This window comes from Sphingobium sp. L-44 (genome assembly GCF_056859495.1).
Genome location: NZ_JBSXOQ010000083.1, coordinates 54,664 through 78,992, shown reverse-complemented (window position 1 = coordinate 78,992; position 24,329 = coordinate 54,664). Strand labels below are relative to the sequence as shown.

Here is a 24,329-nt window from a genome sequence, read left to right as displayed (position 1 = left end):
ATGGGGCGTCCTGCGGCGTCTGTTCATATCGATCCCGCGCCAGTGCAGCGCGGGACGAACGGGGTGCAACCGGGGCGAATGAAGGAATTGATGATGCGTCTCCCCCGCCCCCTGCTGATCGCCGGCCTGGCCGCGCTCGCCCTGCCCGCCGCGCCGGCCGTCGCCCAGGATGATCCGCCGCAGAAGATCTTCAACCTCATCGTCTATGGCGATGACCCCTGCCCGACCGGCCAGGGCGAGGAAATCGTGGTCTGCGCCCGCAAGCCCGAATCCGAACGCTATCGCATCCCCAAGAAGCTGCGCGAAAAGCCCGAAGAAGTGGGAGGCCCCGGCTGGGGCAGCCAGGTCGCGACGATGGAACAGACCCAGCGCCAGATCCTGCCCAACAGCTGCTCCGCCATCGGCAGCAACGGCTTCACCGGCTGCACCGCCCAGATGCTGCAACAATGGTTCGCCGAACGGCGGATGCAGCAGAGTAGTAGCAGCACGCCCTGAGCGCTTTTCCTAGCGCGGATACAGCCCGTCCATATGCGCCAGGCTCTGCACGATCAGCGCCTCCAGCGCGCCCATGTCGATATCGGCCAGCCGCTTGACATAGAGGCAGCCCTTGCCGCGCCCATGCCTGCCCAATGCCATGAAATCGGCGTCGTCGAGACCGGCCAGATAGAAGACCAGTTCCGCCTTGCGCGGCGCAAAGCCGATCCGGCACATGTCGCCCTCACGCCCGCTGTCATAGCGATAATGATAGCGGCCAAAGCCGATGATGCTCGGCCCCCACAGCCGTGGCGGCTCGCCCGACAGCCGCGCCATCAACGCCGCGACCATCCGACCATCCGCCTGTCGCTCGGCCGGTTCGACCGTGTCGAGATAGGCGGCGACATCCGCCGCCGTCTCCATGGTCTTGTTCTCACCCGTCGCCATCGGCTTGCCTTTCGCGGCCTGTCCGACTACAGGCTAGCGCGTCATCTGGGGAGTAGCCAGCCGTTCCGCCGAAAGGGACGGGCCATATGTCAACATATTTGGCCGAGAGGCCATGGCATATGGGATGCGGTATCAGCCGCATCGGGCGAGACCAATGGCATCGGCTTCCCAGTCCGGCCGGGCGGGGAAGACGGTGGCATTGTGTCTTTTGTCAGAGCCCGGCCCGGACGTTCTTCATGGAAGCCTTCCTTACCTCCACCGCCCTCGTCGCGCTCGCCGAAATGGGCGACAAGACGCAGTTGCTGGCCATGCTGCTCGCCACCCGCTTTCGCAAGCCGGTGCCGATCATCCTGGGCATCTTCGTCGCCACCATCGCCAATCATTTCCTCGCCGCGCTGGTCGGCCATTCGATCGCCGGGGTGCTGACCCAGCCCTGGTTCCGCTATGCCGTGGCGGGCAGCTTCATCGCCATGGCGCTCTGGACGCTGGTGCCCGACAAGATCGACGAGGATGCGCCGCTCAAGGCCCCGTCCAAGGCCGGCGTGTTCGTGACCACGCTGGTCGCCTTCTTCCTGGTGGAGATGGGCGACAAGACCCAGGTCGCGACCGTGGCGCTGGGCGCCCAGTTCGACAATCTGCTCGCCGTCACCGCGGGCACCACCTGCGGCATGATGCTGGCCAATGTCCCGGCCGTGCTGTTCGGCGAAGCGCTGGCGAAGCACGTGCCGATGCGCGCGCTGCAGGTCGGCGCGGCCCTGCTCTTCCTGCTGCTGGGCCTGTGGATGATCGCCGGGCTGCAGGGCTGGATCGGGTAAAAATCGGAACGCCGCCGCCGGCGGGCAGTTGTCAGCGGGCGGCGGAAGTTGCAAGGGAAACGGCACGAACTTTCCCCTTTTCGAACAGCATGGGACGCGCGTGATGAAGGACAATCTGGTAACCATCTTCGGCGGCGGCGGCTTTCTCGGGCGCCAGGTCGCCCAGGCGCTGATGGCACGCGGCGCGCGCGTGCGCATCGCCCAGCGCGACCTCGCCAATTCGGTCAAGGTGAAGGCGCTCGGTAATCTGGGCCAGACCCAGTTCGTCGCGGCCAATATCCGCAAGCCCGACACCGTCGCCCGCGCCCTGCACGGCAGCGACATCGTCATCAACCTGGTCGGCATCCTCAGCGGCGATTTTGATGCGGTCCAGCATGAGGGCGCTGCCAATGTCGCCAAGGCGGCCGCCGCCGCCGGCGTCACCGCGCTGGTCCATGTCTCGGCGATCGGCGCCGACGCCAACAGCCCCTCGGCCTATGGCCGGTCCAAGGCTGCGGGCGAAGCCGCCGTGCTGGCCGCCTTCCCGACCGCGACCATCCTGCGCCCGTCGATCATCTTCGGCCAGGAAGACCAGTTCCTCAATCGCTTCGCCGGCGTCGCCAGCAGCGGCCCGGTCGTGCCGGTGATCGGCGCCGCCACCAAATTCCAGCCCGTCTATGTCGGCGACGTTGCCGAGGCGATCGCCAACGCGGCGCAGCAGCCCGGCGTCTTTGGCGGCAAGACCTTCGAACTCGCCGGCCCGCAGGTCATGAGCATGAAGGAAATCAACGCCTGGGTCGCCAAGGCGATCGGCCGGGGCGACAAGCCGCTGGTCGAAGTGCCCGGCGCCTTCGCCTCGCTGCTGGCGATGCTGCCCGGCGGCCCGATCACCCGCGACCAGCTTGCCATGTTGGGCCAGGACAATGTCGCCGCGCCCGGCGCGCCGGGCCTTGAGGCGCTGGGCGTCGCGCCCACGCCGATGGCCGCCGTCGCCGAACGCTGGATGGTCCCCTATCGCAAGCATGGCCGCTTCGCCGGCCGCGTGAAGGCCTGATCCATTCCCGCCATCGGCTCGACGGGCCGATGATCGGCCACGACCGACCGTGGCCATGCCGCTTTGCCTTTTCGCTGCACTGCGGCATGGTGCATCCCTGACATATAGGCATTGCCCGGCCCTCTCCCTTCGCGGGGGGAGGGCTTGGCTTATGCGCCCCCTGCTTGAGGATCCGACATCCCCATGGACATGCATTATCTGACGGTCATCCTGCTCGGCATCGTGGAGGGATTGACCGAATTTCTCCCCGTGTCGTCGACCGGCCACCTCATCCTGGCGAGCGAGCTGCTCGGCTATGATGCGTCGGTCTGGGCGATGTTCAATGTCATGATCCAGCTCGGTGCGATCCTCGCCGTCGTCGTCCTCTACTGGCGCACCTTCTGGGCGGTGGCCATGGGCCTGCTGCGCCTCGATCCGGTCAGCATCCGCTTCGTGCGCAACCTGCTGGTCGCCTTCATCCCCGCCGTCGTCATCGGCCTTGCCCTGCACGACTATATCGACACGCTGCTCGGCTCGCCCCGCGTCGTCGCCGTCGCGCTGGTCGTCGGCGGCGTCGCCATCCTGGTGATCGAGCGCCTGATCAGGGAACAGCGCTTCCACGGCATCGCCGACATTCCGCTGGTCCGCGTCATCGGCATCGGCTTCATCCAGTGCCTCGCCATGGTGCCGGGCGTCAGCCGCTCGGGCGCGACCATCATGGGCGCGCTGACCCTGGGCGTCGAACGCCGCACCGCCGCCGAATTCAGCTTCTTCCTCGCCATCCCGACCATGCTCGGCGCCTCGACGCTGGAACTGCTCAAGAAGGGCGACCAGCTCACCAGCGCCCAGGTCGGCTGGGACAGCATCGCGCTCGGCTTCGTCGTCTCCTTCATCGTCGCGCTGCTGGTGATCAAATGGTTCGTCGGGCTGGTGTCGCGCCATGGCTTCGCACCCTTTGCCTGGTATCGAATCATTGCCGGCATCGGCGCGCTGGTCTGGCTCAGCCTGAGATAAGGCCGATACGGACCTAATGTTTGAAAGATAATTACAGCGCCGCGACAGTCTTTTCCCAAACCGCCAGATAATAGGTAAGCTTAACTGCCCTAAATGCCAGAATCCGCGTGACTCCGCGGGTTTTCCTGCTATGCGCACTGCAAACAATCGTTGCAGGGAAATGCCATGGCTGAAAATCCGATGCTGAAGTTCGTGGGCAAGGAACAGGCCTATCCGGAAAAGCGCGGCGCTGATGCGCGCGCCGAGGACTTTCTGGAAATCAGCAAGTCCTTCATTCTGGACAAGGCCGAGGAACAGGCGTCGCGCTGCTCGCAATGCGGCGTGCCCTATTGCTCGACCCACTGCCCGCTGCACAATCATATCCCCGACTGGCTGCGCCTGACCGCCGAGGGCCGGTTGCGCGAAGCCTATGAGCTGTCGAACCTGACCAGCACCATGCCGGAAATCTGCGGCCGCATCTGCCCGCAGGACCGTCTGTGCGAGGGCAATTGCGTGATCGAATTTTCCGGCCACGGATCGGTCACCATCGGCTCGGTGGAAAAGTTCATCACCGACACCGCCTGGAAGGAAGGCTGGGTCGAACCGCTGGTCCCCGGCACCGCGCGCGGCCAGTCGGTCGGCGTCATCGGTGCCGGCCCCGCCGGCCTCACCACCGCCGAATATCTGCGCGTCGCGGGTTATGAAGTGCATGTCTATGACCGGCACGACCGCGCCGGCGGCCTGCTGACCTATGGCATCCCCGGCTTCAAGCTGGAAAAGGATGTCGTCATGCGCCGCGTCCAGCGCCTCAAGGATGGCGGCATCATCTTCCACGAAGGGTTCGAGGTCGGCCGCGACGCCAGCATGGAACAGCTGCGTGCGAAGCATGACGCGATCCTGATCGCCACCGGCGTCTACAAGGCCCGCGACATCAAGGCGCCGGGCGTCGGCGCGCCGGGCGTGGTCAAGGCGCTCGACTATCTCACCGCCTCCAACAAGGCGGGCTTTGGCGATGCCGTGCCCGGCCACGAGGATGGCACCCTGCTCGCCACCGGCAAGAATGTCGTCGTGATCGGCGGCGGCGACACCGCGATGGATTGTGTCCGTACCGCCATCCGCCAGGGCGCCAAGTCGGTGAAGTGCCTCTATCGCCGCGACCGCGACAATATGCCCGGCTCGCAGCGCGAAGTCGCCAATGCCGAGGAGGAGGGCGTCGAGTTCGTCTGGCTGACCGCGCCGATCGCTTTCGAGGGCACGGAACATGTCACCGGCGTCAAGGTCACCAAGATGCGCCTGGGTTCGCCCGACGCGTCCGGCCGCCGCGCGCCCGAGCCCGATCCGGGCAGCGAACATACGCTGGAAGCCGATCTGGTCATCAAGGCGCTGGGCTATGATCCCGAAGACCTGCCCCGCCTGTTCGGCGCCGACGACCTGTCGGTCACCCGCTGGGGCACGCTGCGCGTCGATCACAAGACGATGATGACCAGCATGGACGGCGTCTTCGCCGCCGGCGACATCGTGCGCGGCGCATCGCTGGTGGTCTGGGCCATCCGCGATGGCCGCGACGTGACCGACCATATGCACAAATATCTCAAGGCCAAGGCCGTCGCCGCCGCCAGCGAGAAGGTTGCCGCCTGATGCGCGTCGCCTTCCTGTCCCTGTTTCTGCTGGCGGCCCCGATCGCCGTGCAGGCGCAGACGCCGGCGGCGCCTGTAGCCGCCGAGCAGCCGGTCGATCCGGCGCTGCTCGCCAAGGCGCAGCCGATCGCGGCCCTCATCCTGCCCGACGGCACGATGGAAAAGATGATGGGCCCGATGATGCAGAAGATGATGGGCCCGATGATGGACAGCATGACCAAGATGCCCATCCGCGAGTTCCTGAAGGTCGGCGGCATCGACCCCGAACGGGCCGAAGGTCTGGGCGAAGGCACGATGGAGGAAATGATAGCGATCCTCGATCCCAATTTCCGCAAGCGGATGGACGTGATCGTCAACACCATGATGCCGGCCATGGGCCGCTTCATGGGCCGTTACGAACCGGACATGCGCGCCGGCATGGCGGAGGCATTTGCCTATCGCTACAATGCGACCGAGTTGGATCAGATCGCCGCCTTTTTGAAGACGCCGACCGGCGCCAAGTTCGGCGAGGGCTTCATGCAGCTGGCAACCGACCCCCATTATATCGGCCGCATGCAGAAGATCATGCCCGACATGATGAAGGCCATGCCGGAGATCATGCAATCCTCTCAGGCCGAACTCGCCAAGCTGCCCAAACCGCGCACCTATAAAGACCTGACCAAGGCCGAACGCGACCGCCTCACCGCATTGCTCGGGGCGGACACGCAAAAGGCAAACTGACGATCGACGCCGGCACGCCGGCACCAACAGAATGAAGGCGGCCGTGCCCCAAGAAGGGGACGGCCAGATGCAAGGGTAAGTCATCATGACCGACACCAATTTCATGGCCAGCCCCGAAGAGCGCGCACGCATCGCTGCCGAGGGCATGTATCATCCCGAGATGGAGGGCGATGCCTGCGGCGTCGGCCTGGTCGCCGCCACCGATGGCCGGCCCAGCCGCCGCGTCGTCTCCTCCGCGATCGATGCGCTGAAAGCCGTGTGGCATCGCGGCGCGGTCGACGCCGACGGCAAGACCGGCGACGGCGCGGGCATCCATGTCGACTTGCCGGTGCGCTTCTTCGACGACGCGATCGCCGATTCGGGCCACAAGCCGCTGCCCAACCGCCTGGCCGTCGGCATGATCTTCCTGCCGCGCACCGACCTCAGCGCACAGGAAGCCTGCCGCACCATCGTCGAAAGCGAGATCATCGACGCGGGCTACACCATCTATGGCTGGCGCCAGGTGCCGGTCGACGTGTCGGTCATCGGCCAGAAGGCGCAGGCCACCCGCCCGGAGATCGAGCAGATCATGATCGCCGGGCCGATGCCCGAGGAACGCGACCAGGCCGAGTTCGAAAAGGATCTCTACCTCATCCGCCGCCGGATCGAAAAGAAGGTGATCGCCGCGCAGATCCAGGACTTCTACGTCTGCTCGCTCAGCTGCCGCTCGATCATCTACAAGGGGCTGTTCCTCGCCGAATCGCTGTCGGTCTTCTACCCGGACCTGCAGGACGAGCGGTTCGAGAGCCGCGTCGCCATCTTCCACCAGCGCTATTCGACCAACACCTTCCCGCAATGGTGGCTCGCCCAGCCGTTCCGCACCCTCGCCCATAATGGCGAGATCAACACGATCCGCGGCAACAAGAACTGGATGAAGAGCCACGAGATCAAGATGGCGTCGCTGGCCTTCGGCGAGCAGTCGGAGGATATCAAGCCGGTGATCCCGGCCGGCGCGTCGGACACCGCCGCGCTCGACGCCGTGTTCGAGGCGATCTGCCGCTCGGGCCGCGATGCGCCCACGGCCAAGCTGATGCTGGTGCCCGAGGCATGGCAGGCGGAAAGCGCCGAGCTGCCCAAGGCGCATGCCGACATGTATGAATATCTCGCCTCCGTGATGGAGCCGTGGGACGGCCCGGCCGCGCTCGCGATGACCGATGGCCGCTGGGTCGTGGCCGGCGTCGACCGCAACGCGCTGCGCCCGCTGCGCTACACGCTGACCGGCGACAATCTGCTGATCGTGGGTTCGGAAACCGGCATGGTCGTCGTGCCCGAAACCACCATCGTCCAGAAGGGCCGCATGGGTCCGGGCCAGATGATCGCGATCGATCTGCAGGAAGGCGAAGTCTATGACGACCGCGCGATCAAGGATCGCATCGCGGGCGAGCGCCCCTATGGCGACCTGATCAAGGACTTCCTCGACATCACCGACCTGCCCGACGTCCCCAGCGCCCTGCCGGCATGGGACAAGGCGGAACTGACCCGTCGTCAGGTCGCGGCCAACATGACGCTGGAGGATATGGAACTGATCCTCGCGCCGATGGTGGAGGATGCCAAGGAAGCGATCGGCTCGATGGGTGACGACACACCGCTGGCGGTCATCTCCGACAAGCCGCGCACCATCAGCCATTTCTTCCGCCAGAATTTCAGCCAGGTCACCAACCCGCCGATCGACCCCTTGCGCGAACGGCATGTGATGAGCCTCAAGACGCGCTTCTCCAACCTCCACAACATCCTGGAGGAAGATGCGCAGAACAGCCATGTGCTGGTGCTGGAATCGCCGGTGCTCAACAGTGCCGAATGGGCGCGGCTCAAGGCCTATTTCGGCCCGGCCGTGGCCGAAATCGACTGCACCTTCCCCTCGACCGGCGGCCAGGAGCAGCTGCGCGCGGCGATCGCCCGCATCCGTGAGGAAGCCGAGCAGGCGGTGCGCGAAGGGCGCAGCGAACTGTTCCTGACCGACGAGCGCGCCGGGCAGGACCGGGTCGCGATCCAGGGCGTGCTGGCGGCCGCGGCCGTCCACACCCATCTCGTCCGCAAGGGCCTGCGCAGCTATGCCTCGATCAACGTGCGGTCGGCCGAAGCGCTCGACACCCATTATTTCGCGGTGCTGATCGGCGTGGGCGCGACCACGGTAAACGCCTATCTGGCCGAAGCCAGCATCGCCGATCGCCACGCCCGTGGCCTGTTCGGCGACCTGACCCTCGACCAGTGTTTCGAGCGTCAGCGCACCGCGATCAACGAGGGTCTGCTCAAGATCATGTCCAAAATGGGCATCGCGGTCGTCAGCTCCTATCGTGGCGGCTATAATTTCGAAGCGGTCGGCCTGTCGCGCGCCCTGGTCAACGATCTCTTCCCCGGCATGCCGGCGAAGATTTCGGGCGAAGGCTATGCCTCGCTCCACTATTCGGCGATGCTGCGCCACGACAAGGCCTATGACAGTGCGGTCGTCCGCCTGCCGATCGGCGGCTTCTATCGCCAGCGCAACGGCGGTGAGGCCCATGCCTATTCCGCCCAGCTGATGCATCTGCTGCAGACCGCCGTCGGCACCGACAGCTATTCGACCTATCTGCAATTTTCGCGCGGCGTGCGCGACCTGCCGCCGGTCTATCTGCGCGACCTGATGGAGTTCAACTTCGCCCGCGAGGCGGTGCCGATCGACGAGGTGGAAGCCACCACCGAGATCCGCAAGCGCTTCGTGACGCCGGGCATGTCGCTGGGTGCGCTCAGCCCCGAGGCGCATGAGACGCTGGCGATCGCCATGAACCGCATCGGCGCCAAGGCGGTGTCGGGCGAGGGTGGCGAGGATGCCGCGCGCTTCAAGCCCTATGAGAATGGCGACAACGCCAATTCGGTGATCAAGCAGATCGCGTCCGGCCGCTTCGGCGTCCATGCCGAATATCTGGGCTCCGCCGAGGAAATCGAGATCAAGGTCGCGCAGGGCGCCAAGCCCGGCGAGGGCGGCCAGCTGCCCGGCTTCAAGGTGACCGAATTCATCGCCCGCCTGCGTCACTCGACGCCCGGCGTGACGCTGATCTCGCCGCCGCCGCACCATGACATCTACTCGATCGAGGATCTCGCGCAGCTCATCTATGACTGCAAGATGATCAACCCGCGCGCCCGCGTCTGCGTCAAGCTGGTCAGCCAGGCCGGCATCGGCACGGTCGCGGCCGGCGTTGCCAAGGCGCATGCCGACGTCATCCTGGTCGCCGGCCATGTCGGCGGCACCGGCGCCAGCCCGCAGACCTCGATCAAATATGCCGGCACCCCTTGGGAAATGGGCCTGTCGGAAGCCAATCAGGTGCTGACCCTCAACGGCCTGCGCCACCGCGTGAAGCTGCGCACCGATGGCGGCCTCAAGACCGGGCGCGACATCGTCATCGCCGCGATCCTGGGCGCCGAGGAATTCGGCATCGGCACGCTGTCGCTGGTCGCCATGGGCTGCATCATGGTGCGCCAGTGCCACAGCAACACCTGCCCCGTGGGCGTCTGCGTGCAGGATGAGAAGCTGCGCCAGAAGTTCACCGGCACGCCGGAAAAGGTCATCAACCTGATGACCTTCATCGCCGAGGAAGTGCGCGAGATCCTGGCCCGCCTAGGCTTCCGCAGCCTGGACGAAGTGATCGGTCGCACCGAACTGTTGAAGCAGGTCAATCGCGGCGCCGAGCATCTCGACGATCTCGACCTCAACCCGATCCTGGCCAAGGTCGACGCCCCCGACGAGCATCGCCGCTTCAGCCTGCCCCAGTGGCGCAATGAAGTGCCCGACAGCCTCGACGCGCAGATGATGAAGGATGCCCGCGCCGTGTTCGAGCGCGGCGAGAAGATGCAGCTGACCTACACGGTGCGCAACACGCACCGCGCCGTCGGCACCCGCCTCTCCTCCGCCGTGACCGAAAAGTTCGGCATGTCGACGCTGGCGGACGGCCATCTGACCGTGCGCCTGCGCGGCTCGGCCGGCCAGTCGCTCGGCGCCTTCCTCTGCAAGGGCATCACCCTGGAAGTGTTCGGCGACGCCAACGACTATGTCGGCAAGGGGCTTTCGGGCGGCATCATCAAGGTGCGCACCACCGTCTCCTCGCCGCTATCGTCGAAGGACAACACCATCCTTGGCAACACCGTCCTCTACGGCGCGACCAGCGGCAAGCTGTTCGCGGCGGGCCAGGCCGGCGAGCGCTTCGCGGTCCGCAATTCGGGCGCGAAGGTGGTGGTCGAAGGCTGCGGCGCCAATGGCTGCGAATATATGACCGGCGGCACCGCCGTCATCCTGGGCAAGACCGGCGCCAATTTCGGCGCGGGCATGACCGGCGGCATGGCCTTCATCCTCGACGAGGATGGCAGCTTCCCGAGCCGCGCCAACCCGGAAAGCATCGTCTGGCAGCGTCTGGACAGTGCCCATTGGGAAGGCGAGCTGAAGGCGCTGATTGCTGAACATGCGGTCGCGACCGACAGCAAATGGTCGAACACCATCCTGGAGGATTGGGATCGCTGGCGCCGCTACATCTGGCAGGTCTGCCCGAAGGAAATGGTCAATCGCCTGGCCCATCCGCTGAGCGACGCATCGACCCCGGTCGCTGCCGAATAATTACTGCGGCAAGCCCGCCTCTGCCGGTTCTGCGGGGACCGGCGGGGGCGACGCCGTCGTCGCCGCGACCGGCCTCAGCGCCGGTCCCGGTTGAGCCTCGCCCGCCGCGAATCGCTCGATCCGCGGCGGCAGGCGATCCACCCGCACCGTCGGCTGCGGCAGCGGCGGATACCCCAGCGCCGCCGATTCGACCGGCTGTTCCTCTTCCGCCAGATAGTCGCGCACCGCCGGATCGCGCGATTCGCCGATCATGCCATCGGCATCCAGCCCCGCCATGTCGGCCTGCATCCGCCGTTCCTCCAGGGTCGGTCCGCATCCGGTGCAGGTCACGAACGCCGGTCCGCGCTCGGCCTCCGGCAGAGTCTGCGCCGTCGCCATGTCGCCGCTATCCAGTTCCGCCTCCAGCGCAGGCCGCACCGGCTTTTGCGGGCTGGTGACATAGGCGCCCAGGCCCAGCCCCATCACGGCGGCGGCCACCAGCGCGCCGCCCGATCCCACCCAGAAATGCAACGACATGGGGCCAGCCCCCTTTCGCAACCGACTTTCTGCCAAACAAAGATAACGTTGATGCCGATCACTGGTTGCATGACCCAAAAGCCTTTGCTAAGGGCCGCCTCCTACCAAGGCACCGGCCCCGCCGGTTTCCCTGTTGATGTGCGGTCGTGGCGGAATTGGTAGACGCGCAACGTTGAGGTCGTTGTGGCCGAAAGGCCGTGGAAGTTCGAGTCTTCTCGACCGCACCATCACTTTCCCGATAGCTGCAGATGATGATGACAGCCCCCTGCGGGCCCCCCTCACCCTGCCTGCCCGGCCTTGGTTCTCCAGCCGAATTTTCCTATATCCCACGCGGGGCACCGCGATGATGTGGGACAGACGACCATGGACAAATCCGCCGAAGACCTGATCCCCGACACGGTGGAAGGCGTATCCAGCTATGACGGCCCGGCCGGCGGCTGGGGCGCCCTGCGTGCGGTGGCAAAGACGGTCGCCGAACAGATGCGCGCCAGCCCCGACACCCGCGCCCTGCTCCAGATGAACCAGCCCGACGGCTTCGACTGCCCCGGCTGCGCCTGGCCCGACCCCAAACACACCTCTTCGTTCGAATTCTGCGAGAATGGCGCCAAGGCCGTCACCTGGGAAGCGACGGTCAAGCGCGTCGATCCCGATTTCTTCGCCCGCCACAGCGTCAGCGAATTGTGGGACTGGACCGACCACAAGCTCGAAGATGCCGGCCGCCTGACCGAACCGCTGCGCTATGATGCCGCGACCGACCATTTCGTGCCGATCAGCTGGGACGAAGCCTTTGCCCGCGCCGGCGCCGCGCTCCAGGCGCTCGACCATGCCGACCAGGCGGAATTCTACTGCTCGGGCCGCGCCTCGAACGAATCCGCCTTCCTCTATCAGTTGTTCGCCCGCGAGTTCGGCACCAACAATTTCCCCGACTGCTCGAACATGTGTCATGAGGCGACCAGCACCGGCCTCCCCAAGTCGATCGGCATCGGCAAGGGCACGGTGACGCTGGAGGATTTCGACCATGCCGACGCGATCTTCTGCATCGGCCATAATCCGGGCACTAACCATCCCCGCATGCTGAGCACGCTCGCCGCCGCCTCCAAGCGCGGCGTGCCGATCATCGTCGCCAACCCGATGCGCGAACGCGGGCTGGAACGCTTCAAGTCGCCCCAGCATCCCACAGAAATGCTCTCGCCCGGCGCCACCCCGCTCGCGTCCGCCTATCATCAGGTGCGGATCGGCGGCGACATGGCGATGCTCAAGGGGATGATGAAGGCGCTGCTGGCGATCGAGGCGCAGCAGCCCGGCACGATCGACCACGAATTCATCGCCCAGCATACAGAGGGCTTCGACGCCCTGTGCGCCGACATCGAAGCCACCCAATGGCCGTGGATCGAGCGCCTGTCCGGCCTCACCCGCGAAGCGATCGAGAGCATGACCCATGTCTATGCCAGGGCCGATCGGGTCATCATCTGCTACGGCATGGGCATCACCCAGCATCGCCACGGCACGCAGAATGTGCAGGCGCTGGCCAACCTGCTGCTGCTGCGCGGCAATTTCGGCAAGCCGGGTGCCGGCATCTGCCCGTTGCGCGGCCATAGCAATGTGCAGGGCGACCGCACCGTCGGCATCACCGAACTGCCGACCGAGGCGATGCTGCAACGGCTCGACACCGCCTTTTCCATCCAGTCGCCGCGCAAGCATGGCCATAATGCGGTCGAGGCGCTGGCCGCCATGCACGCTGGCGAATCAAAAGCGCTGATCTCGCTCGGCGGCAATCTCGCCGTCGCCATGCCCGATCCCGATGCCTGTTTCGCCGCCGTGCGCCGGCTCGACCTGTCGATCAACATCCTCACCAAGTTCAACCGCACCTGCCTGCTGACCGCGCGCGAGACGCTGGTCCTGCCCTGCCTTGGCCGCACCGAACTGGATCTGCAGGCCGCCGGCCCGCAATGGGTGACGGTGGAGGACAGCATGTCGATGGTCCATGCCTCGCGCGGCAAGCTCAAGCCGCCCTCGCCCCATGTCCGCTCCGAACCGGCGATCGTCGCGGGTCTGGCCAAGGCCGCCATGCCCGCCAGCTGCACCGACTGGGACGGCATGGTCGCCGATTATGACCGCATCCGCGACGGGATCGAGGCGGTCTATCCCGACTTCCGCGACTTCAACGTCCGGGTACGCGAACCGGGCGGCTTCCGCCTGACCGTTGGCCCCAGCGACCGGATCTGGAACACGCCCAGCGGCAAGGCGCAGTTCATCACCCACCCGGCCGCGCAGGACGAGGGCGCGCTGCCGCTGCTGCTCACCACCATCCGCAGCCATGACCAGTATAATACGACCATCTACAGCTATGATGATCGCTATCGCGGCATCCATGGCCGGCGCGACATCATCTTCGCGAACGAGATCGATCTGGCGGAGATGGGCCTGGCCCATGGCGACAAGGTCGATGTGACGACGCCGGCCGGGCGTGAATTGCGCGGCTTCACCATCGTCATGCACGCCATCGCGCGCGGATCGCTCGCGGCTTATTATCCCGAGGCGAACAATCTCGTCCCGCTCGACGATTATGATCCGGCCAGCGGCACCCCCGCCTACAAGTCGATTCCCGTCACGGTGCGCGCCGCCCGATGAGCGACGCCGACCGGCCCGTCCGCTTCACCCGGATCACCCCGGACGGCGGCCGCGCGCCCGTCACCCGCGCGGTCGCGGTCGAATGCCCGGTCGCGCTCGAATATAATGGCATCGGCTATGCCGTGCTGATGGCGACCCCGGCCGATCTCGACGATCTCGCCACCGGCTTCGCTTTGTCCGAACGGCTGATCGATGCCGCCGCCGACATCATCGATATCGACATTCATGAAGCGCCCCAGGGCCTGCTGCTGCGCATCCGCCTGATCGCCGACCGCCATGACCGCATCCTCGCGCGCGTCCGCCACCGCGTCGCCGAATCCGCCTGTGGCCTGTGCGGCATAGAGAATCTGGAACAGGCGCTGCGCCCGCTGCCGCGCGTCACCGCCACTAGCCAGGCCAGCGACGATGCCCTGTTCCGCGCCCTCGATGCGCTCGACGCGCGCCAGCCGGGCAATCAGCGCACCGGCGCCCTCCACGCCGCCGCCCTCGCCGCGCCCAACGGCACGCTCCGTCTCGCCCGCGAGGATGTCGGCCGCCACAACGCCCTCGACAAGCTGATCGGCGCCATGGCCCGCGCCGGCCTTGGCTGGGATGGCGGCTTCGCCCTCCTCTCCTCGCGCTGTTCCTATGAACTGGTGGAAAAGGCCGCGCTCGCCGCCTGCCCGCTGCTCGTCACCCTCTCCGCCCCCACCAGCCTCGCACTCGATCGCGCCGCAGAATCGGGCCTGCGCCTCATCACCCTCGCCCGGCGCGACGCCATGCTCGAACGGGCGGACGGACCGGCACAGCGCAATTTGGGCACGGCCAAGCAAAACTTGGTTGAGCCAGACACTCTATCTTATAAGTAGAGATTGCTTGAAACGGAGCGGACTGGTCCCCGCCCGGATGACGACATCGGCATCGGACCCGCGGCTTTTGATCGGGATGCAGCTTGCTCCGCGTCACCAACAGCTAAAGCGCACGATGCTCGGGCGACGACGCCAGCTTCGTGTTCCCCCCAACAGAACGGGGAATGAAACGATGTGCCATCCATCTGAAATCTAGGGCCTGACGCCCGCCACGCAGCGCGCTGCTTGTCAGCGCGCCTCCATCCGCCCGTCCTCCGCCGATGCGTCGTGCGGGAAAGGGGGATCGCATGCCCGTGGAAGCTCGCGGCCGACGCGCGTCGCCGCACCCAGCCTATTCCGTGTCGCTGCTCCAGGCGGCCGCCGCGCTCTACGGCCTGAATGCCGTGCGCGACGATGCCCTGCGTCCGCAGCCCACAAGCAGAACAGACAAGAAATTCAGGGAGTAAGCCTCTTCATGTCCCAAGTCCTCGCGCCCAGCCGACCCCGGCACGGCCTGTCCCTCCGTCGCCTGCTGCTCACCGGCGTCGCCATCGGCCTGTTGCCGAGCGCCGCTCATGCTGCCGACGAACCCGCCGCCGCCGCGCCTGCCCCGGCCCCCGAAGCCGCCGTCGATGAAGGCGATTATGGCGCCCCCATCCTGGTCACCGCCCGCCGCCGCGCCGAAAAGGCGCAGGACGTGCCGGTCGCCCTCTCCGTCGTCGGCGGCGATCTGGTCGAACAGCGCGGCGACTATACGCTCGCCGCCGTGCAGCAGGTCGCGCCCAGCCTCCAGCTGTTCAGCTTCAACCCGCGCAACACCAACATCAACATTCGCGGCCTCGGCTCCAACGTCGCGCTGACCAATGACGGTCTCGAAAATGGCGTCGGCGTCTATATCGACGATGTCTATTATGGCCGCGTCGGCGCCAGCCAGTTCGATCTGGTCGACCTTGAACGGATCGAGGTGCTGCGCGGGCCGCAGGGCACGCTGTTCGGCAAGAACACCACCGCCGGCGCGATCAACATCACCACCCGCCAGCCGAGCTTCGATTTCGGCGGCCAGGTGGAAGCGACGCTGGGCGACTATGGTTTCCATCAGGTGCGCGGCTCGGTCACCGGCGGCCTCACCGACTGGGCAGCGGTGCGCGTCAGCATTGCCGACACCCATCGCGATGGCTTCCTGACCAATGTCCATAACGGCAAGAAAATTCACGATTACGACAATTTCACCGCGCGCGGCCAGCTGCTGCTGACCCAGGGTGAGGGCTTCAGCCTGCGCCTGATCGGTGACTATGCCAAGCAGACGCTCAACTGCTGCGTCCGCCTGCCCAGCACCGTCTTCACCACCTATGATGACGGCAACACGATCGCGAACAATTTCGCGATCCGCGCCGCCCGCGCCGGCTACACGCCGCTCGCCACCGATCCCTTCGCCCGCAAGGTCGATGTCGACGGCCAGTTCCAGGCGAACATGAATCAGTGGGGCATTTCGGGCAAGGCCGACTGGGATGTCGGCCCGGTGACGCTCAGCTCCATCACCGCCTATCGCGCCTGGAACTGGTATCCGCGCAACGACAGCGACGCCACCTCGCTCTCGGTCAACACGCTCAACCATCAGGAAAATAACCAGCGCCAGTTCAGCCAGGAATTTCGCGTCGCCTCCAATGGCGACACCCGCCTCTCCTATGTGCTGGGCGCCTATTATTTCTGGCAGATCATCAACGGGTCGGGCGCCGCCGGCTATGGCGTTGACGCGCCGCTCTGGCTCTTCCCCAATGCCGATCCGGTGGTTAGCAATGCGGCGGTCAACGGCTTCGTCGCCCGCTCCAGCTCCAATCCGGAAACCAAGAGCGCCGCGCTGTTCGGCCAGGCCAGCTACGCCATCATCCCCGACAGCCTCTCGCTGACGCTCGGCCTGCGTTACACGCACGAGAAGAAACAGGGCAGCTACAGCCAGTGGTGGGCGGAGGGGAATGATCTTTCCAGCCTGACCGCGGCCCAGCGCACCGCCGCGATCGCGCTGCGCAACAGCCTCAACCCCGTCACCAGCTACTCGACCGGCTTCACCGACAACAGCCTCTCGGGCCTGGCCACCCTGTCCTACAAGGTGACGCCGGATATGCTGGTCTATGCCACCTATTCGCGCGGCAACAAGCCGGGCGGCCTCAACCTCACCAACATCCCGGCCGGGGTCAGCCCCGATGTCGGCGGCGAGAAGGTCGACAATTACGAAGCCGGCGTGAAGAGCCAGTTCTGGGGCGGCAAGGCAACGCTCAACGCCGCCGCCTTCTGGACCAATATCTTCGACTATCAGACCGCGATCACCGAACAGATTGTCGGCACCAACAGCACCCGCAATTATATCACCAACATTCCCGAGGCGCGCGCGCGCGGCTTCGAACTGGACGGTGCGCTGGCGCTCAGCCGCTATGTCAACCTCAACGCCTCGCTCGCTTATACCGACGCCTATTATGTCGACTTCAAGAACGGCCCCACCCCGGTCGAGGCACTGAACCCGACCACCGGCGGCTCGGCCGTGACCGACCTGAGCGGCAAGCCGCTGTCGGGCGTGCCCGAATGGTCGTGGAGCGCGGGCGGCGACTTCGCCATTCCGCTCGGCACCACCAAATGGGGCGACGCCCAATTTTACGGCCGCGCCGACTATAGCTGGCGCTCCTCCTACTACACCGCCGTGTCGGACAGCCGCTACTCGCTGGTGCCCAGCTACGGCGTCGCCAATGCGCGCATCGGCGTGCGGCTGGACGATGGCCTGATCGACCTGTCGCTCTGGGCCAAGAACCTGTTCGACAAGGATTATGTCGACACGCTCTCGGTCGCGAACACCGGCCTCGTCACCGCCACCGTCGGCGATCCCCGCACTATCGGCGTCACCCTGCGCAGCAAATTCTGACCCCCAATACGGAGGCAAGATCATGGCTACCCTTCCCTACGCAGACTATCTGGATGACCGGAGCATCACCCGGCCGGAACCCGCCCGCGTCGGGGAGGGGGAGCCCTCGCGCCTGCGCCTCACCGGCTTCGCCTCGATCGCGGTGCCGATCGCCGGCGCCGGCCTGCCGCTCGCCCTGTTCGTGCCGCAGCTTTACGCCACCCAGTTCGGCCTCTCGCTCGCCACCATCGGCTTCATCTTCCTGCTGGGCCGCATCTGGGACGTCAGCGCCGATCCGCTGGTCGGCGCGCTCAGCGACCGTACCCGCAGCCGTTTTGGCCGGCGCCGCCCGTGGATCGCGGCCGGCGGCCTGTTGTTCGGCCTGTCTTCGGCGCTGCTCTTCTTCCCGCCCGCCGCGCTGGTGACACCCGCCTATCTCGGCGCCGCCCTCTTCTTCTTCTATCTCGGCTGGTCGATGATCGAGATCCCGGCCTCCGCATGGGCCGGCGAGCTATCGCGCCATTATCATGGCCGCACCCGCGTCGTCAGCTATCAGGCGCTGCTGCGCGCCATCGGCCTGCTCGCCGTGCTGGTGCTGCCGACCATCCTCGACCAGGTCGAACCGGGCAATGGCACGCTGAAGCTGCAACTGGTCGGCGGCTTCATCATCGCCACCCTCATCCCCAGCCTCGCCCTGACCCTCTTTTCCGTGCCCGAACCGCCGGTGCCCGCCACCCCGCCGGTCCGCCAAAGCTTCTGGCGCGCCACCAGCGTCATCTTCTCCGATCGGCTGCTGCTGCGCGTCCTCGCCTCCGACGCGGTGGTCACCGCCGGCCAGTCGATCCGCGCCAGCCTGATCGTCTTCTTCGCCGTCTGGTATATGGGCCTGCCCGCCTGGGCGAGCGGCCTCTATCTGCTCCAGTTCATCTTCGGCGTCGCCGCCGCGCCGATCTGGCTGCGCATCGGCACCCGCATCGGCAAGCGTCAGGCGGCGATCAGCGGCGAAATCGCCCAGGCGGCGATCAATATCGGCCTGCTCTTCGTCTTCCCCGGCGGCCTGCCGCTGCTGCTCGCCCTCACCATCGCCCAGGGGCTGACCCAGGGCTCGGGCAACCTGATGCTACGCGCCATGGTCGCCGATGTGGCCGATGCCCACCGGCTGCGCACCGGCCATGACCGCACCGGCCTCTTCTTCTCGGTCTTCGCCCTCTCGGCCAAGCTCGGCCCGGCGATCGGCATCGGCATCGCCCTGCCGCTCATCGCCTGGCTCGGCTTTGCCGCCGGCCCGCACAATGATCCCACCGCGCTCGAAGGATTGAAGACCGTCTTCGCCCTTGGCCCGGCCCTGGCCCACATCATCGCCACCCTCATCATCTGGCGCTTCCCGCTCGACGAAGCCGCCCATGCCGAAATCCGCCGCGCCCTCGACCAGCGCGACGCGATCCCCGCCTGACCGTCCACGCATAATTTCAAGGAGACCTGCCATGACCATCCTGACCCAGAGCTTCCTCAACGCCGCCGATGCCGACGGTCCGCTCGATGTCGTTCCCGTCGCCGGCCGTATCGGCGCGGAGATCCGCGGCGTCGCGCTGGGCGGCGACCTCGACGACGCCACCATCGCCGCGATCCGCGCCGCGCTCGTCCGCCACAAGGTGATCTTCTTCCGCGCCCAGCATCATCTCGACGATGCCGGCCAGGAAGCCTTTGCCGAACGGTTCGGCAAGCCCGTCGCCCACCCGACCGTCCCGGTCGTGCCCGGCTCCAAATATCTGCTGGAACTGGATTCGAAGGAGGGCCGCGCCGCGTCGAGCTGGCATACCGACGTCACCTTCGTCCCCGCTTACCCCGAATCCTCGATCCTGCGCGCCATCGTCATCCCGCAGGCCGGGGGCGACACGCTCTGGGCCAATACGGCGGGCGCCTATGAAGAACTGCCCGAACCGCTGCGCCAGCTCGCCAACAGCCTGTGGGCGGTCCATTCCAACCTCTATGACTATGCCTCGGTCGTCACCAACGCGAATGAGGAAGCGGTGAAGCGCTATCGCGAAGTCTTCGCCTCGACCGTCTATGAAACCGAACATCCGCTGGTCCATGTCCATCCCGAAAGCGGCGAGCGCTCGCTGATCCTGGGCCATTTCTTCAAGCAGTTCGTCGGCCTCAGCCAGGCCGACAGCCAGCGCCTGTTCGCCACCTTCCAGGATGCCGTGACCCGGCCGGAAAACACCGTGCGCTGGCGCTGGCAGCCGGGTGACGTCGCCATCTGGGACAATCGCGCCACCCAGCATCGCGCCATCGCCGATTTCGGCACCCAGCATCGCCAGCTGCGCCGCGCCACCATCGCCGGCACCGTCCCCGTCTCGATCGACGGCCGCAACAGCCGCATCATCAAGAAGGAAGATGGCAAGATTGCCGAAGCCGCCTGAGCAGGGCTTGCTCACCCCCCTACCCTGACCCTGACCTTCGGCACACTGGGCCGCGTTCCTTCCGGACGCGGCCCCTTTTCACGGAAGACCCCATGAAGCTCCGCACTGTCCTTGCCAGCCTGGCGCTGGCCACCGCCCTCACCACGCCCGCGGCGGCGCAGGAAAAGCGTCCCAATTTCCTGGTGATCGTCGCCGACGACCTGGGCTATTCCGATCTCGGCGCCTTTGGCAGCGAGATATCCACACCCAATCTCGACCGGCTCGCTTTGTCGGGCGTGCGCCTGACCGGCTTCCACACCGCGCCCACCTGCTCGCCGACCCGCTCGATGCTGCTGTCGGGCACCGACAATCATCGCGCCGGCCTTGGCACCATGGCGGAAATGCAGGCCCCCAATCAGGTCGGCAAGCCCGGCCATGAAGGCTATCTGCGCACCGACATCGCCGCCCTGCCCGAAGTCCTGACCGCCGGCGGCTATCGCACCCTCTTCTCTGGCAAATGGCATCTGGGCCTCACCCCCGAGCAGGATCCCCATGCCCGCGGTTTCCAGCACAGCTTCGCGCTGCTGCAGGGGGCGGGCAATCATTATGGCACCGACATTTCGGCCACGCCCAAGCCCGGCTTCACCACCTATCGCGAGGATGGCCGCACGCTCGAAAGCCTGCCCAGCGACTATTATTCCTCCGACGCCTTCGCCACCAAACTGATCGACCAGATCAAGACGACCAAGGACGACAAGCCCTTCTTCGCCTATCTCGCCTTCACCGCGCCGCACTGGCCTCTGCAGGCTCCGGCCGAAACCATCGCCAAATATAAGGGCCGCTATGAGGCGGGCTATGAAGCGCTGCGCGCCGAGCGGCTCAAGAAGCAAATCGCGCTCGGCCTGGTCCCGGCCAGCGCCGCGCAGCACCCCCTTGAAAACAGCAAGCCCTGGGCAGAGCTGACCCCGGACGAGAAGAAGACCGCGTCGCGGACGATGGAAATCTATGCCGCGATGGTCGACCGGCTCGACCAGAATGTCGGCCGGGTGATCGATGCGCTCAAGGCCAGCGGCGAATATGACAATACCGTCATCCTCTTCCTCGCCGACAATGGCGCCGAGGGGATGGACCTGGTCCATGCCAGGAATCCCCGCTTCCGCGCCCGCGCCGAGGCGGCCGACAACAGCTATGACAATCTCGGCAAGGACAGCAGCTATATCAGCTATGGCCCCGGCTGGGCGCAGGCGGCAACCACGCCATCCTGGCTCTACAAGGCATTCGCGACCGAGGGTGGCACACGCACCACCGCCTTCCTCTCCGGCCCGGCCGTCAAGAAGCCCGGCAGCATCGCCCATGACTATCTCAACGTCATGGACATCGCCCCCACCCTGATCGACCTGGCCGGTATCGCCCCGCCCAAGGGGACGTTCCAGGGCCGCACCGTCCAGCCGATCCGCGGCACCAGCTGGGCGCCCTGGCTCGCCGGCACGGCGCCGACGGTCCATCCCGCCAGCGAGGCGATCGGCACCGAATTGTTCGGCTCGCGCGCATTGCGCCAGGGCGACTGGAAGATCACCGATGCCGGCGATGGCCAATGGCATCTGTTCAACATCGTCGCCGATCCGGGCGAGACCACGGACCTGTCCGCCCGCGAACCGGCACGCCGGGCGGCGCTGGAAAAGGCGTGGGACGCCTATGCCAGCGATGTCGGTGTCGTCCTGCCCAACCCGCGCATCATGGTGGAATAACCCGCGCATGAGGGGGCTGGCGCGCCCATCCCCCTCTTCTCCATCGCATTTTCCCCTTGCCCCGGCGGCGATCCCATGCACAAAGCTTGCCAATTGCCGCAGACGGACCCATGTCCGCCGCACCCCGATTTGGCGGCACAAGGATTGAAGTGATGGACGATGTGACGATCCAGGACAGGGCCGCTTCAGCGCGACCGCTCGCTCCGCAGGAAGTGGGCGAGGGCCTGTCCGTCATCTCGATCGCGAAAAGCTATGACAAGCGCGTCGTCCTGTCCGACGTGTCGCTGACCGTGGGCAAGGGCGAGGTCGTCGGCCTGCTCGGCCCCAATGGCGCGGGCAAGACGACCTGCTTCTATTCGGTCATGGGCCTCGTCCGTCCCGATCAGGGCCGCATCATCCTCGACGGCCAGGATATTACCGGCCTGCCCATGTATCGCCGCGCGATCCTGGGTCTGGGCTATCTGCCGCAGGAAACCTCGATCTTCCGGGGCCTGACGGTCGAACAGAATATCGGCGCCGTGCTGGAAATGGCCGAACCCAACAAGGCCGCCCGTGCCGAGAAGCTGGAACAGCTGCTCGACGAATTCGGCCTGACCCGTTTGCGCGATTCCGCCGCCATGGCGCTGTCGGGCGGCGAACGGCGCCGCTGCGAAATCGCCCGCGCGCTGGCCGCCGATCCCTCGATCGTGCTGCTCGACGAGCCCTTCGCCGGCATCGATCCGCTGTCGATCGCCGACATTCGCGACCTGGTGAAGCAGCTCAAGACGCGCGGCATCGGCGTCCTCATCACCGACCATAATGTGCGCGAGACGCTGGAAATCGTCGACCGCGCCTGCATCATCTACAGCGGCCAGGTGCTGTTCGCCGGCAGCCCGACCGAACTGGTCGCCCATCCCGATGTTCGCCGCCTCTATCTGGGCGAGAATTTCCAGCTCTGACATGATCGGCCGGCGCCCCCTCGCTGATGCAGGACGGCCCGGCTGATGGCGCTCGGGCCACGCCTCGACATCCGCCAGAGCCAGTCTCTGGTGATGACGCCGCAGCTCCAGCAGGCGATCAAGCTGCTGGCGCTGTCCAATCTGGAGATCGAGGCGTTCGTCGCGGGCGAACTCGAAAAGAACCCGCTGCTCGAACAGGGCGCCGCCGATGACGGCGGCCGGGAAGGCAGCGGCGTCGACCGTGAGGTGGAGGCGCCCACCCTGGCCGCCGAAACCGGCGCCAGCGACGATCTGATCGCCCAGGGGCTGGGCGGCGCCGACAGTCCGCTCGATGTCGATCATGGCGCGGAAACCTTCATCGACGATGGCCCGGCCGACCGCATGGCCGCGGGCAGCGGCTCAGGCTCGCTCGACATGCTCGGCGGCGGCAGCGGTTCGGGCGAAGCGGTCGATTTCGACAGTTTCGCCAATGCCGCGCCCAGCCTGCAGGAACATCTGATGGATCAGGCCCGCAGCACGCTGTCGGGCATGGACCTGCTGATCGCCACCCAGCTGATCGGCCAGATCAGCGAAGCGGGCTATCTGGAGGCCAATCTGCTCCAGACCGCCCATGGCCTGGGCGTTCCACTCTTTACGGTCGAGGCCGTGCTGGAAGTTATCCACAGCTTCGATCCCACCGGCGTGGGCGCCCGCTCGCTCGCCGAATGCCTCGCCCTTCAGGCGAAGGAGGCGAACCGCTACGATCCCTGCATCCAGCGGCTGCTCGCCAATCTCGACCTGCTGGCCAAGGGCGCCCTGCCCCAGCTGCGCCGCATCTGCGGCGTGGATGAAGAAGATCTGGCCGACATGATCCGCGAACTGCGCGGCTATGATCCCAAGCCCGGCCTGCGCTTCGCCAGCGACAGCGCCACGCCGGTCACGCCCGACCTGTTCGTCAGCCGCACCCGCGAAGGCTGGGGCATAGAGGTCAACAGCGCCACCCTGCCGCGCGTGCTGGTCAACCGCACCTATTATGTCGAACTGGCCGGCGGCCCGCAGGACAAGGCGAGCAAGGCCTGGCTTGCGGACTGCCTCGCCAGCGCCAACTGGCTGGTGAAGGCGCTCGACCAGCGGCAGAAGACGATCATCAAGGTGGCGAGCGAGATCGTCCGCCAGCAGGAGGATTTCTTCCGCAACGGCGTCGCCTATTTGAAGCCGCTGACCCTGCGCGCGGTCGCCGACGCGATCGAGATGCATGAATCGACCGTCAGCCGCGTCACCTCGAACAAATATCTCTCCTGCCCGCGCGGCCTCTACGAACTCAAATATTTCTTCACCAGCGGCGTCGCGGCGGCGGATGGCGACGGCGCCGTCTCGGCCGAGGCGGTGAAGAGCCATATCAAGGCGCTGATCGGCGCGGAGGAGGCCCATGCCATCCTCTCCGACGACACATTGGTGGACCTGCTGCGCGCCAAGGGCATGGACATCGCCCGCCGCACCGTCGCCAAATATCGCGAATCCATGGGCATCGGCTCCTCGGTCCAGCGCCGCCGGCAAAAGGCGCTCAAGGGCAAGGCCGCCTGAACCTGTCCTACAGCGGCGCCTTCCGCTATCATCGGCGCTGCCATCCCCTGACTTTCCGATAGGATCAAGGCAGCGCAAGATAATGTCACAATGTG

Annotated in this window: 18 protein-coding genes, 1 tRNA gene and 1 riboswitch; of the genes, 17 read left to right on the top strand and 2 right to left on the bottom strand. The window is 66.2% G+C overall.

The window, feature by feature from the left end:
- The first annotated feature begins 93 nt into the window (after positions 1 to 93).
- The gene (locus tag AC13EK_RS10630) at positions 94 to 495 is read left to right on the top strand and encodes a hypothetical protein (protein ID WP_170828704.1); all 402 of its coding nucleotides are present in this window, start codon (positions 94 to 96) and stop codon (positions 493 to 495) included.
- Between the two features lie 9 nt (positions 496 to 504).
- Here AC13EK_RS10630 and AC13EK_RS10625 read toward each other — a convergent pair whose 3' ends face one another.
- Positions 505 to 921, bottom strand: a complete 417-nt coding sequence (locus AC13EK_RS10625) for a DUF1801 domain-containing protein (protein WP_069337544.1) — start codon at positions 919 to 921, stop codon at positions 505 to 507.
- Positions 922 to 955: 34 nt separating this feature from the next.
- Positions 956 to 1,064, top strand: a riboswitch (yybP-ykoY riboswitch).
- A 93-nt stretch (positions 1,065 to 1,157) separates the two neighbouring features.
- Between AC13EK_RS10625 and AC13EK_RS10620 the strand changes: the two genes are divergently transcribed.
- From AC13EK_RS10620 to gltB, 6 genes are all read left to right on the top strand, one after another.
- The gene (locus AC13EK_RS10620; protein WP_069337543.1) at positions 1,158 to 1,736 is read left to right on the top strand and encodes a TMEM165/GDT1 family protein; all 579 of its coding nucleotides are present in this window, start codon (positions 1,158 to 1,160) and stop codon (positions 1,734 to 1,736) included.
- Between the two features lie 103 nt (positions 1,737 to 1,839).
- On the top strand, positions 1,840 to 2,769 hold the full coding sequence (locus tag AC13EK_RS10615; RefSeq protein ID WP_069337542.1) for a complex I NDUFA9 subunit family protein: 930 nt from the start codon (positions 1,840 to 1,842) through the stop codon (positions 2,767 to 2,769).
- Between the two features lie 183 nt (positions 2,770 to 2,952).
- Positions 2,953 to 3,762, top strand: a complete 810-nt coding sequence (locus AC13EK_RS10610) for an undecaprenyl-diphosphate phosphatase (protein ID WP_048936215.1) — start codon at positions 2,953 to 2,955, stop codon at positions 3,760 to 3,762.
- Between the two features lie 165 nt (positions 3,763 to 3,927).
- A complete protein-coding gene (locus AC13EK_RS10605) occupies positions 3,928 to 5,379 on the top strand; it encodes an NAD(P)-dependent oxidoreductase (protein ID WP_069337541.1) in 1,452 nt (483 codons plus the stop codon).
- Positions 5,379 to 6,098, top strand: a complete 720-nt coding sequence (locus tag AC13EK_RS10600; protein ID WP_483022193.1) for a DUF2059 domain-containing protein — start codon at positions 5,379 to 5,381, stop codon at positions 6,096 to 6,098. Before AC13EK_RS10605 ends, AC13EK_RS10600 begins: the two co-directional genes overlap by 1 nt.
- A gap of 85 nt (positions 6,099 to 6,183) precedes the next feature.
- Positions 6,184 to 10,719, top strand: a complete 4,536-nt coding sequence (gene gltB, locus AC13EK_RS10595) for a glutamate synthase large subunit (protein ID WP_069337539.1) — start codon at positions 6,184 to 6,186, stop codon at positions 10,717 to 10,719.
- On the opposite strand, the gene AC13EK_RS10590 is transcribed toward gltB, so the two are convergent.
- On the bottom strand, positions 10,720 to 11,235 hold the full coding sequence (locus AC13EK_RS10590; RefSeq protein ID WP_004209808.1) for a hypothetical protein: 516 nt from the start codon (positions 11,233 to 11,235) through the stop codon (positions 10,720 to 10,722).
- Positions 11,236 to 11,375: 140 nt separating this feature from the next.
- On the opposite strand from AC13EK_RS10590, the gene AC13EK_RS10585 reads away from it, so the two are divergent.
- From AC13EK_RS10585 to rpoN, 10 genes are all read left to right on the top strand, one after another.
- Positions 11,376 to 11,462: transfer RNA gene (locus AC13EK_RS10585), tRNA-Leu, on the top strand.
- A gap of 136 nt (positions 11,463 to 11,598) precedes the next feature.
- Positions 11,599 to 13,866 carry an FdhF/YdeP family oxidoreductase gene (locus AC13EK_RS10580; protein WP_069337538.1) on the top strand — a complete coding sequence of 756 codons (2,268 nt, stop codon included), beginning with the start codon at positions 11,599 to 11,601 and terminating at the stop codon, positions 13,864 to 13,866.
- On the top strand, positions 13,863 to 14,714 hold the full coding sequence (gene fdhD / locus AC13EK_RS10575) for a formate dehydrogenase accessory sulfurtransferase FdhD (RefSeq protein ID WP_069337537.1): 852 nt from the start codon (positions 13,863 to 13,865) through the stop codon (positions 14,712 to 14,714). The genes AC13EK_RS10580 and fdhD overlap by 4 nt, the downstream gene beginning before the upstream one ends.
- 287 nt (positions 14,715 to 15,001) lie before the next feature.
- Positions 15,002 to 15,160 carry a hypothetical protein gene (locus AC13EK_RS10570; RefSeq protein ID WP_004209804.1) on the top strand — a complete coding sequence of 53 codons (159 nt, stop codon included), beginning with the start codon at positions 15,002 to 15,004 and terminating at the stop codon, positions 15,158 to 15,160.
- A gap of 8 nt (positions 15,161 to 15,168) precedes the next feature.
- Complete coding sequence (locus AC13EK_RS10565) at positions 15,169 to 17,604, top strand: TonB-dependent receptor (RefSeq protein WP_483022192.1); 2,436 nt, start codon at positions 15,169 to 15,171, stop codon at positions 17,602 to 17,604.
- A 22-nt stretch (positions 17,605 to 17,626) separates the two neighbouring features.
- Positions 17,627 to 19,036 carry an MFS transporter gene (locus AC13EK_RS10560; RefSeq protein WP_010336955.1) on the top strand — a complete coding sequence of 470 codons (1,410 nt, stop codon included), beginning with the start codon at positions 17,627 to 17,629 and terminating at the stop codon, positions 19,034 to 19,036.
- A gap of 31 nt (positions 19,037 to 19,067) precedes the next feature.
- Entirely contained in the window at positions 19,068 to 20,006 is a 939-nt protein-coding gene (locus AC13EK_RS10555; RefSeq protein ID WP_483022191.1) for a TauD/TfdA dioxygenase family protein, read from the top strand.
- A gap of 92 nt (positions 20,007 to 20,098) precedes the next feature.
- Complete coding sequence (locus AC13EK_RS10550) at positions 20,099 to 21,733, top strand: arylsulfatase (RefSeq protein ID WP_069337535.1); 1,635 nt, start codon at positions 20,099 to 20,101, stop codon at positions 21,731 to 21,733.
- 152 nt (positions 21,734 to 21,885) lie between these two features.
- A complete protein-coding gene (lptB, locus tag AC13EK_RS10545; RefSeq protein WP_010336951.1) occupies positions 21,886 to 22,671 on the top strand; it encodes an LPS export ABC transporter ATP-binding protein in 786 nt (261 codons plus the stop codon).
- Positions 22,672 to 22,716: 45 nt separating this feature from the next.
- Entirely contained in the window at positions 22,717 to 24,234 is a 1,518-nt protein-coding gene (gene rpoN / locus AC13EK_RS10540; protein ID WP_017501512.1) for an RNA polymerase factor sigma-54, read from the top strand.
- The last annotated feature ends 95 nt before the right edge of the window (positions 24,235 to 24,329 follow it).

Bases quoted from the DNA above. Each gene is read 5' to 3' on its own strand.
- AC13EK_RS10630 (WP_170828704.1), top strand. From the start codon at position 94: ATGCGTCTCCCCCGCCCCCTGCTGATCGCCGGCCTGGCCGCGCTCGCC.
- AC13EK_RS10625 (WP_069337544.1), bottom strand. From the start codon at position 921: ATGGCGACGGGTGAGAACAAGACCATGGAGACGGCGGCGGATGTCGCC.
- AC13EK_RS10620 (WP_069337543.1), top strand. From the start codon at position 1,158: ATGGAAGCCTTCCTTACCTCCACCGCCCTCGTCGCGCTCGCCGAAATG.
- AC13EK_RS10615 (WP_069337542.1), top strand. From the start codon at position 1,840: ATGAAGGACAATCTGGTAACCATCTTCGGCGGCGGCGGCTTTCTCGGG.
- AC13EK_RS10610 (WP_048936215.1), top strand. From the start codon at position 2,953: ATGGACATGCATTATCTGACGGTCATCCTGCTCGGCATCGTGGAGGGA.
- AC13EK_RS10605 (WP_069337541.1), top strand. From the start codon at position 3,928: ATGGCTGAAAATCCGATGCTGAAGTTCGTGGGCAAGGAACAGGCCTAT.
- AC13EK_RS10600 (WP_483022193.1), top strand. From the start codon at position 5,379: ATGCGCGTCGCCTTCCTGTCCCTGTTTCTGCTGGCGGCCCCGATCGCC.
- gltB (WP_069337539.1), top strand. From the start codon at position 6,184: ATGACCGACACCAATTTCATGGCCAGCCCCGAAGAGCGCGCACGCATC.
- AC13EK_RS10590 (WP_004209808.1), bottom strand. From the start codon at position 11,235: ATGTCGTTGCATTTCTGGGTGGGATCGGGCGGCGCGCTGGTGGCCGCC.
- AC13EK_RS10580 (WP_069337538.1), top strand. From the start codon at position 11,599: ATGGACAAATCCGCCGAAGACCTGATCCCCGACACGGTGGAAGGCGTA.
- fdhD (WP_069337537.1), top strand. From the start codon at position 13,863: ATGAGCGACGCCGACCGGCCCGTCCGCTTCACCCGGATCACCCCGGAC.
- AC13EK_RS10570 (WP_004209804.1), top strand. From the start codon at position 15,002: ATGCCCGTGGAAGCTCGCGGCCGACGCGCGTCGCCGCACCCAGCCTAT.
- AC13EK_RS10565 (WP_483022192.1), top strand. From the start codon at position 15,169: ATGTCCCAAGTCCTCGCGCCCAGCCGACCCCGGCACGGCCTGTCCCTC.
- AC13EK_RS10560 (WP_010336955.1), top strand. From the start codon at position 17,627: ATGGCTACCCTTCCCTACGCAGACTATCTGGATGACCGGAGCATCACC.
- AC13EK_RS10555 (WP_483022191.1), top strand. From the start codon at position 19,068: ATGACCATCCTGACCCAGAGCTTCCTCAACGCCGCCGATGCCGACGGT.
- AC13EK_RS10550 (WP_069337535.1), top strand. From the start codon at position 20,099: ATGAAGCTCCGCACTGTCCTTGCCAGCCTGGCGCTGGCCACCGCCCTC.
- lptB (WP_010336951.1), top strand. From the start codon at position 21,886: ATGGACGATGTGACGATCCAGGACAGGGCCGCTTCAGCGCGACCGCTC.
- rpoN (WP_017501512.1), top strand. From the start codon at position 22,717: ATGGCGCTCGGGCCACGCCTCGACATCCGCCAGAGCCAGTCTCTGGTG.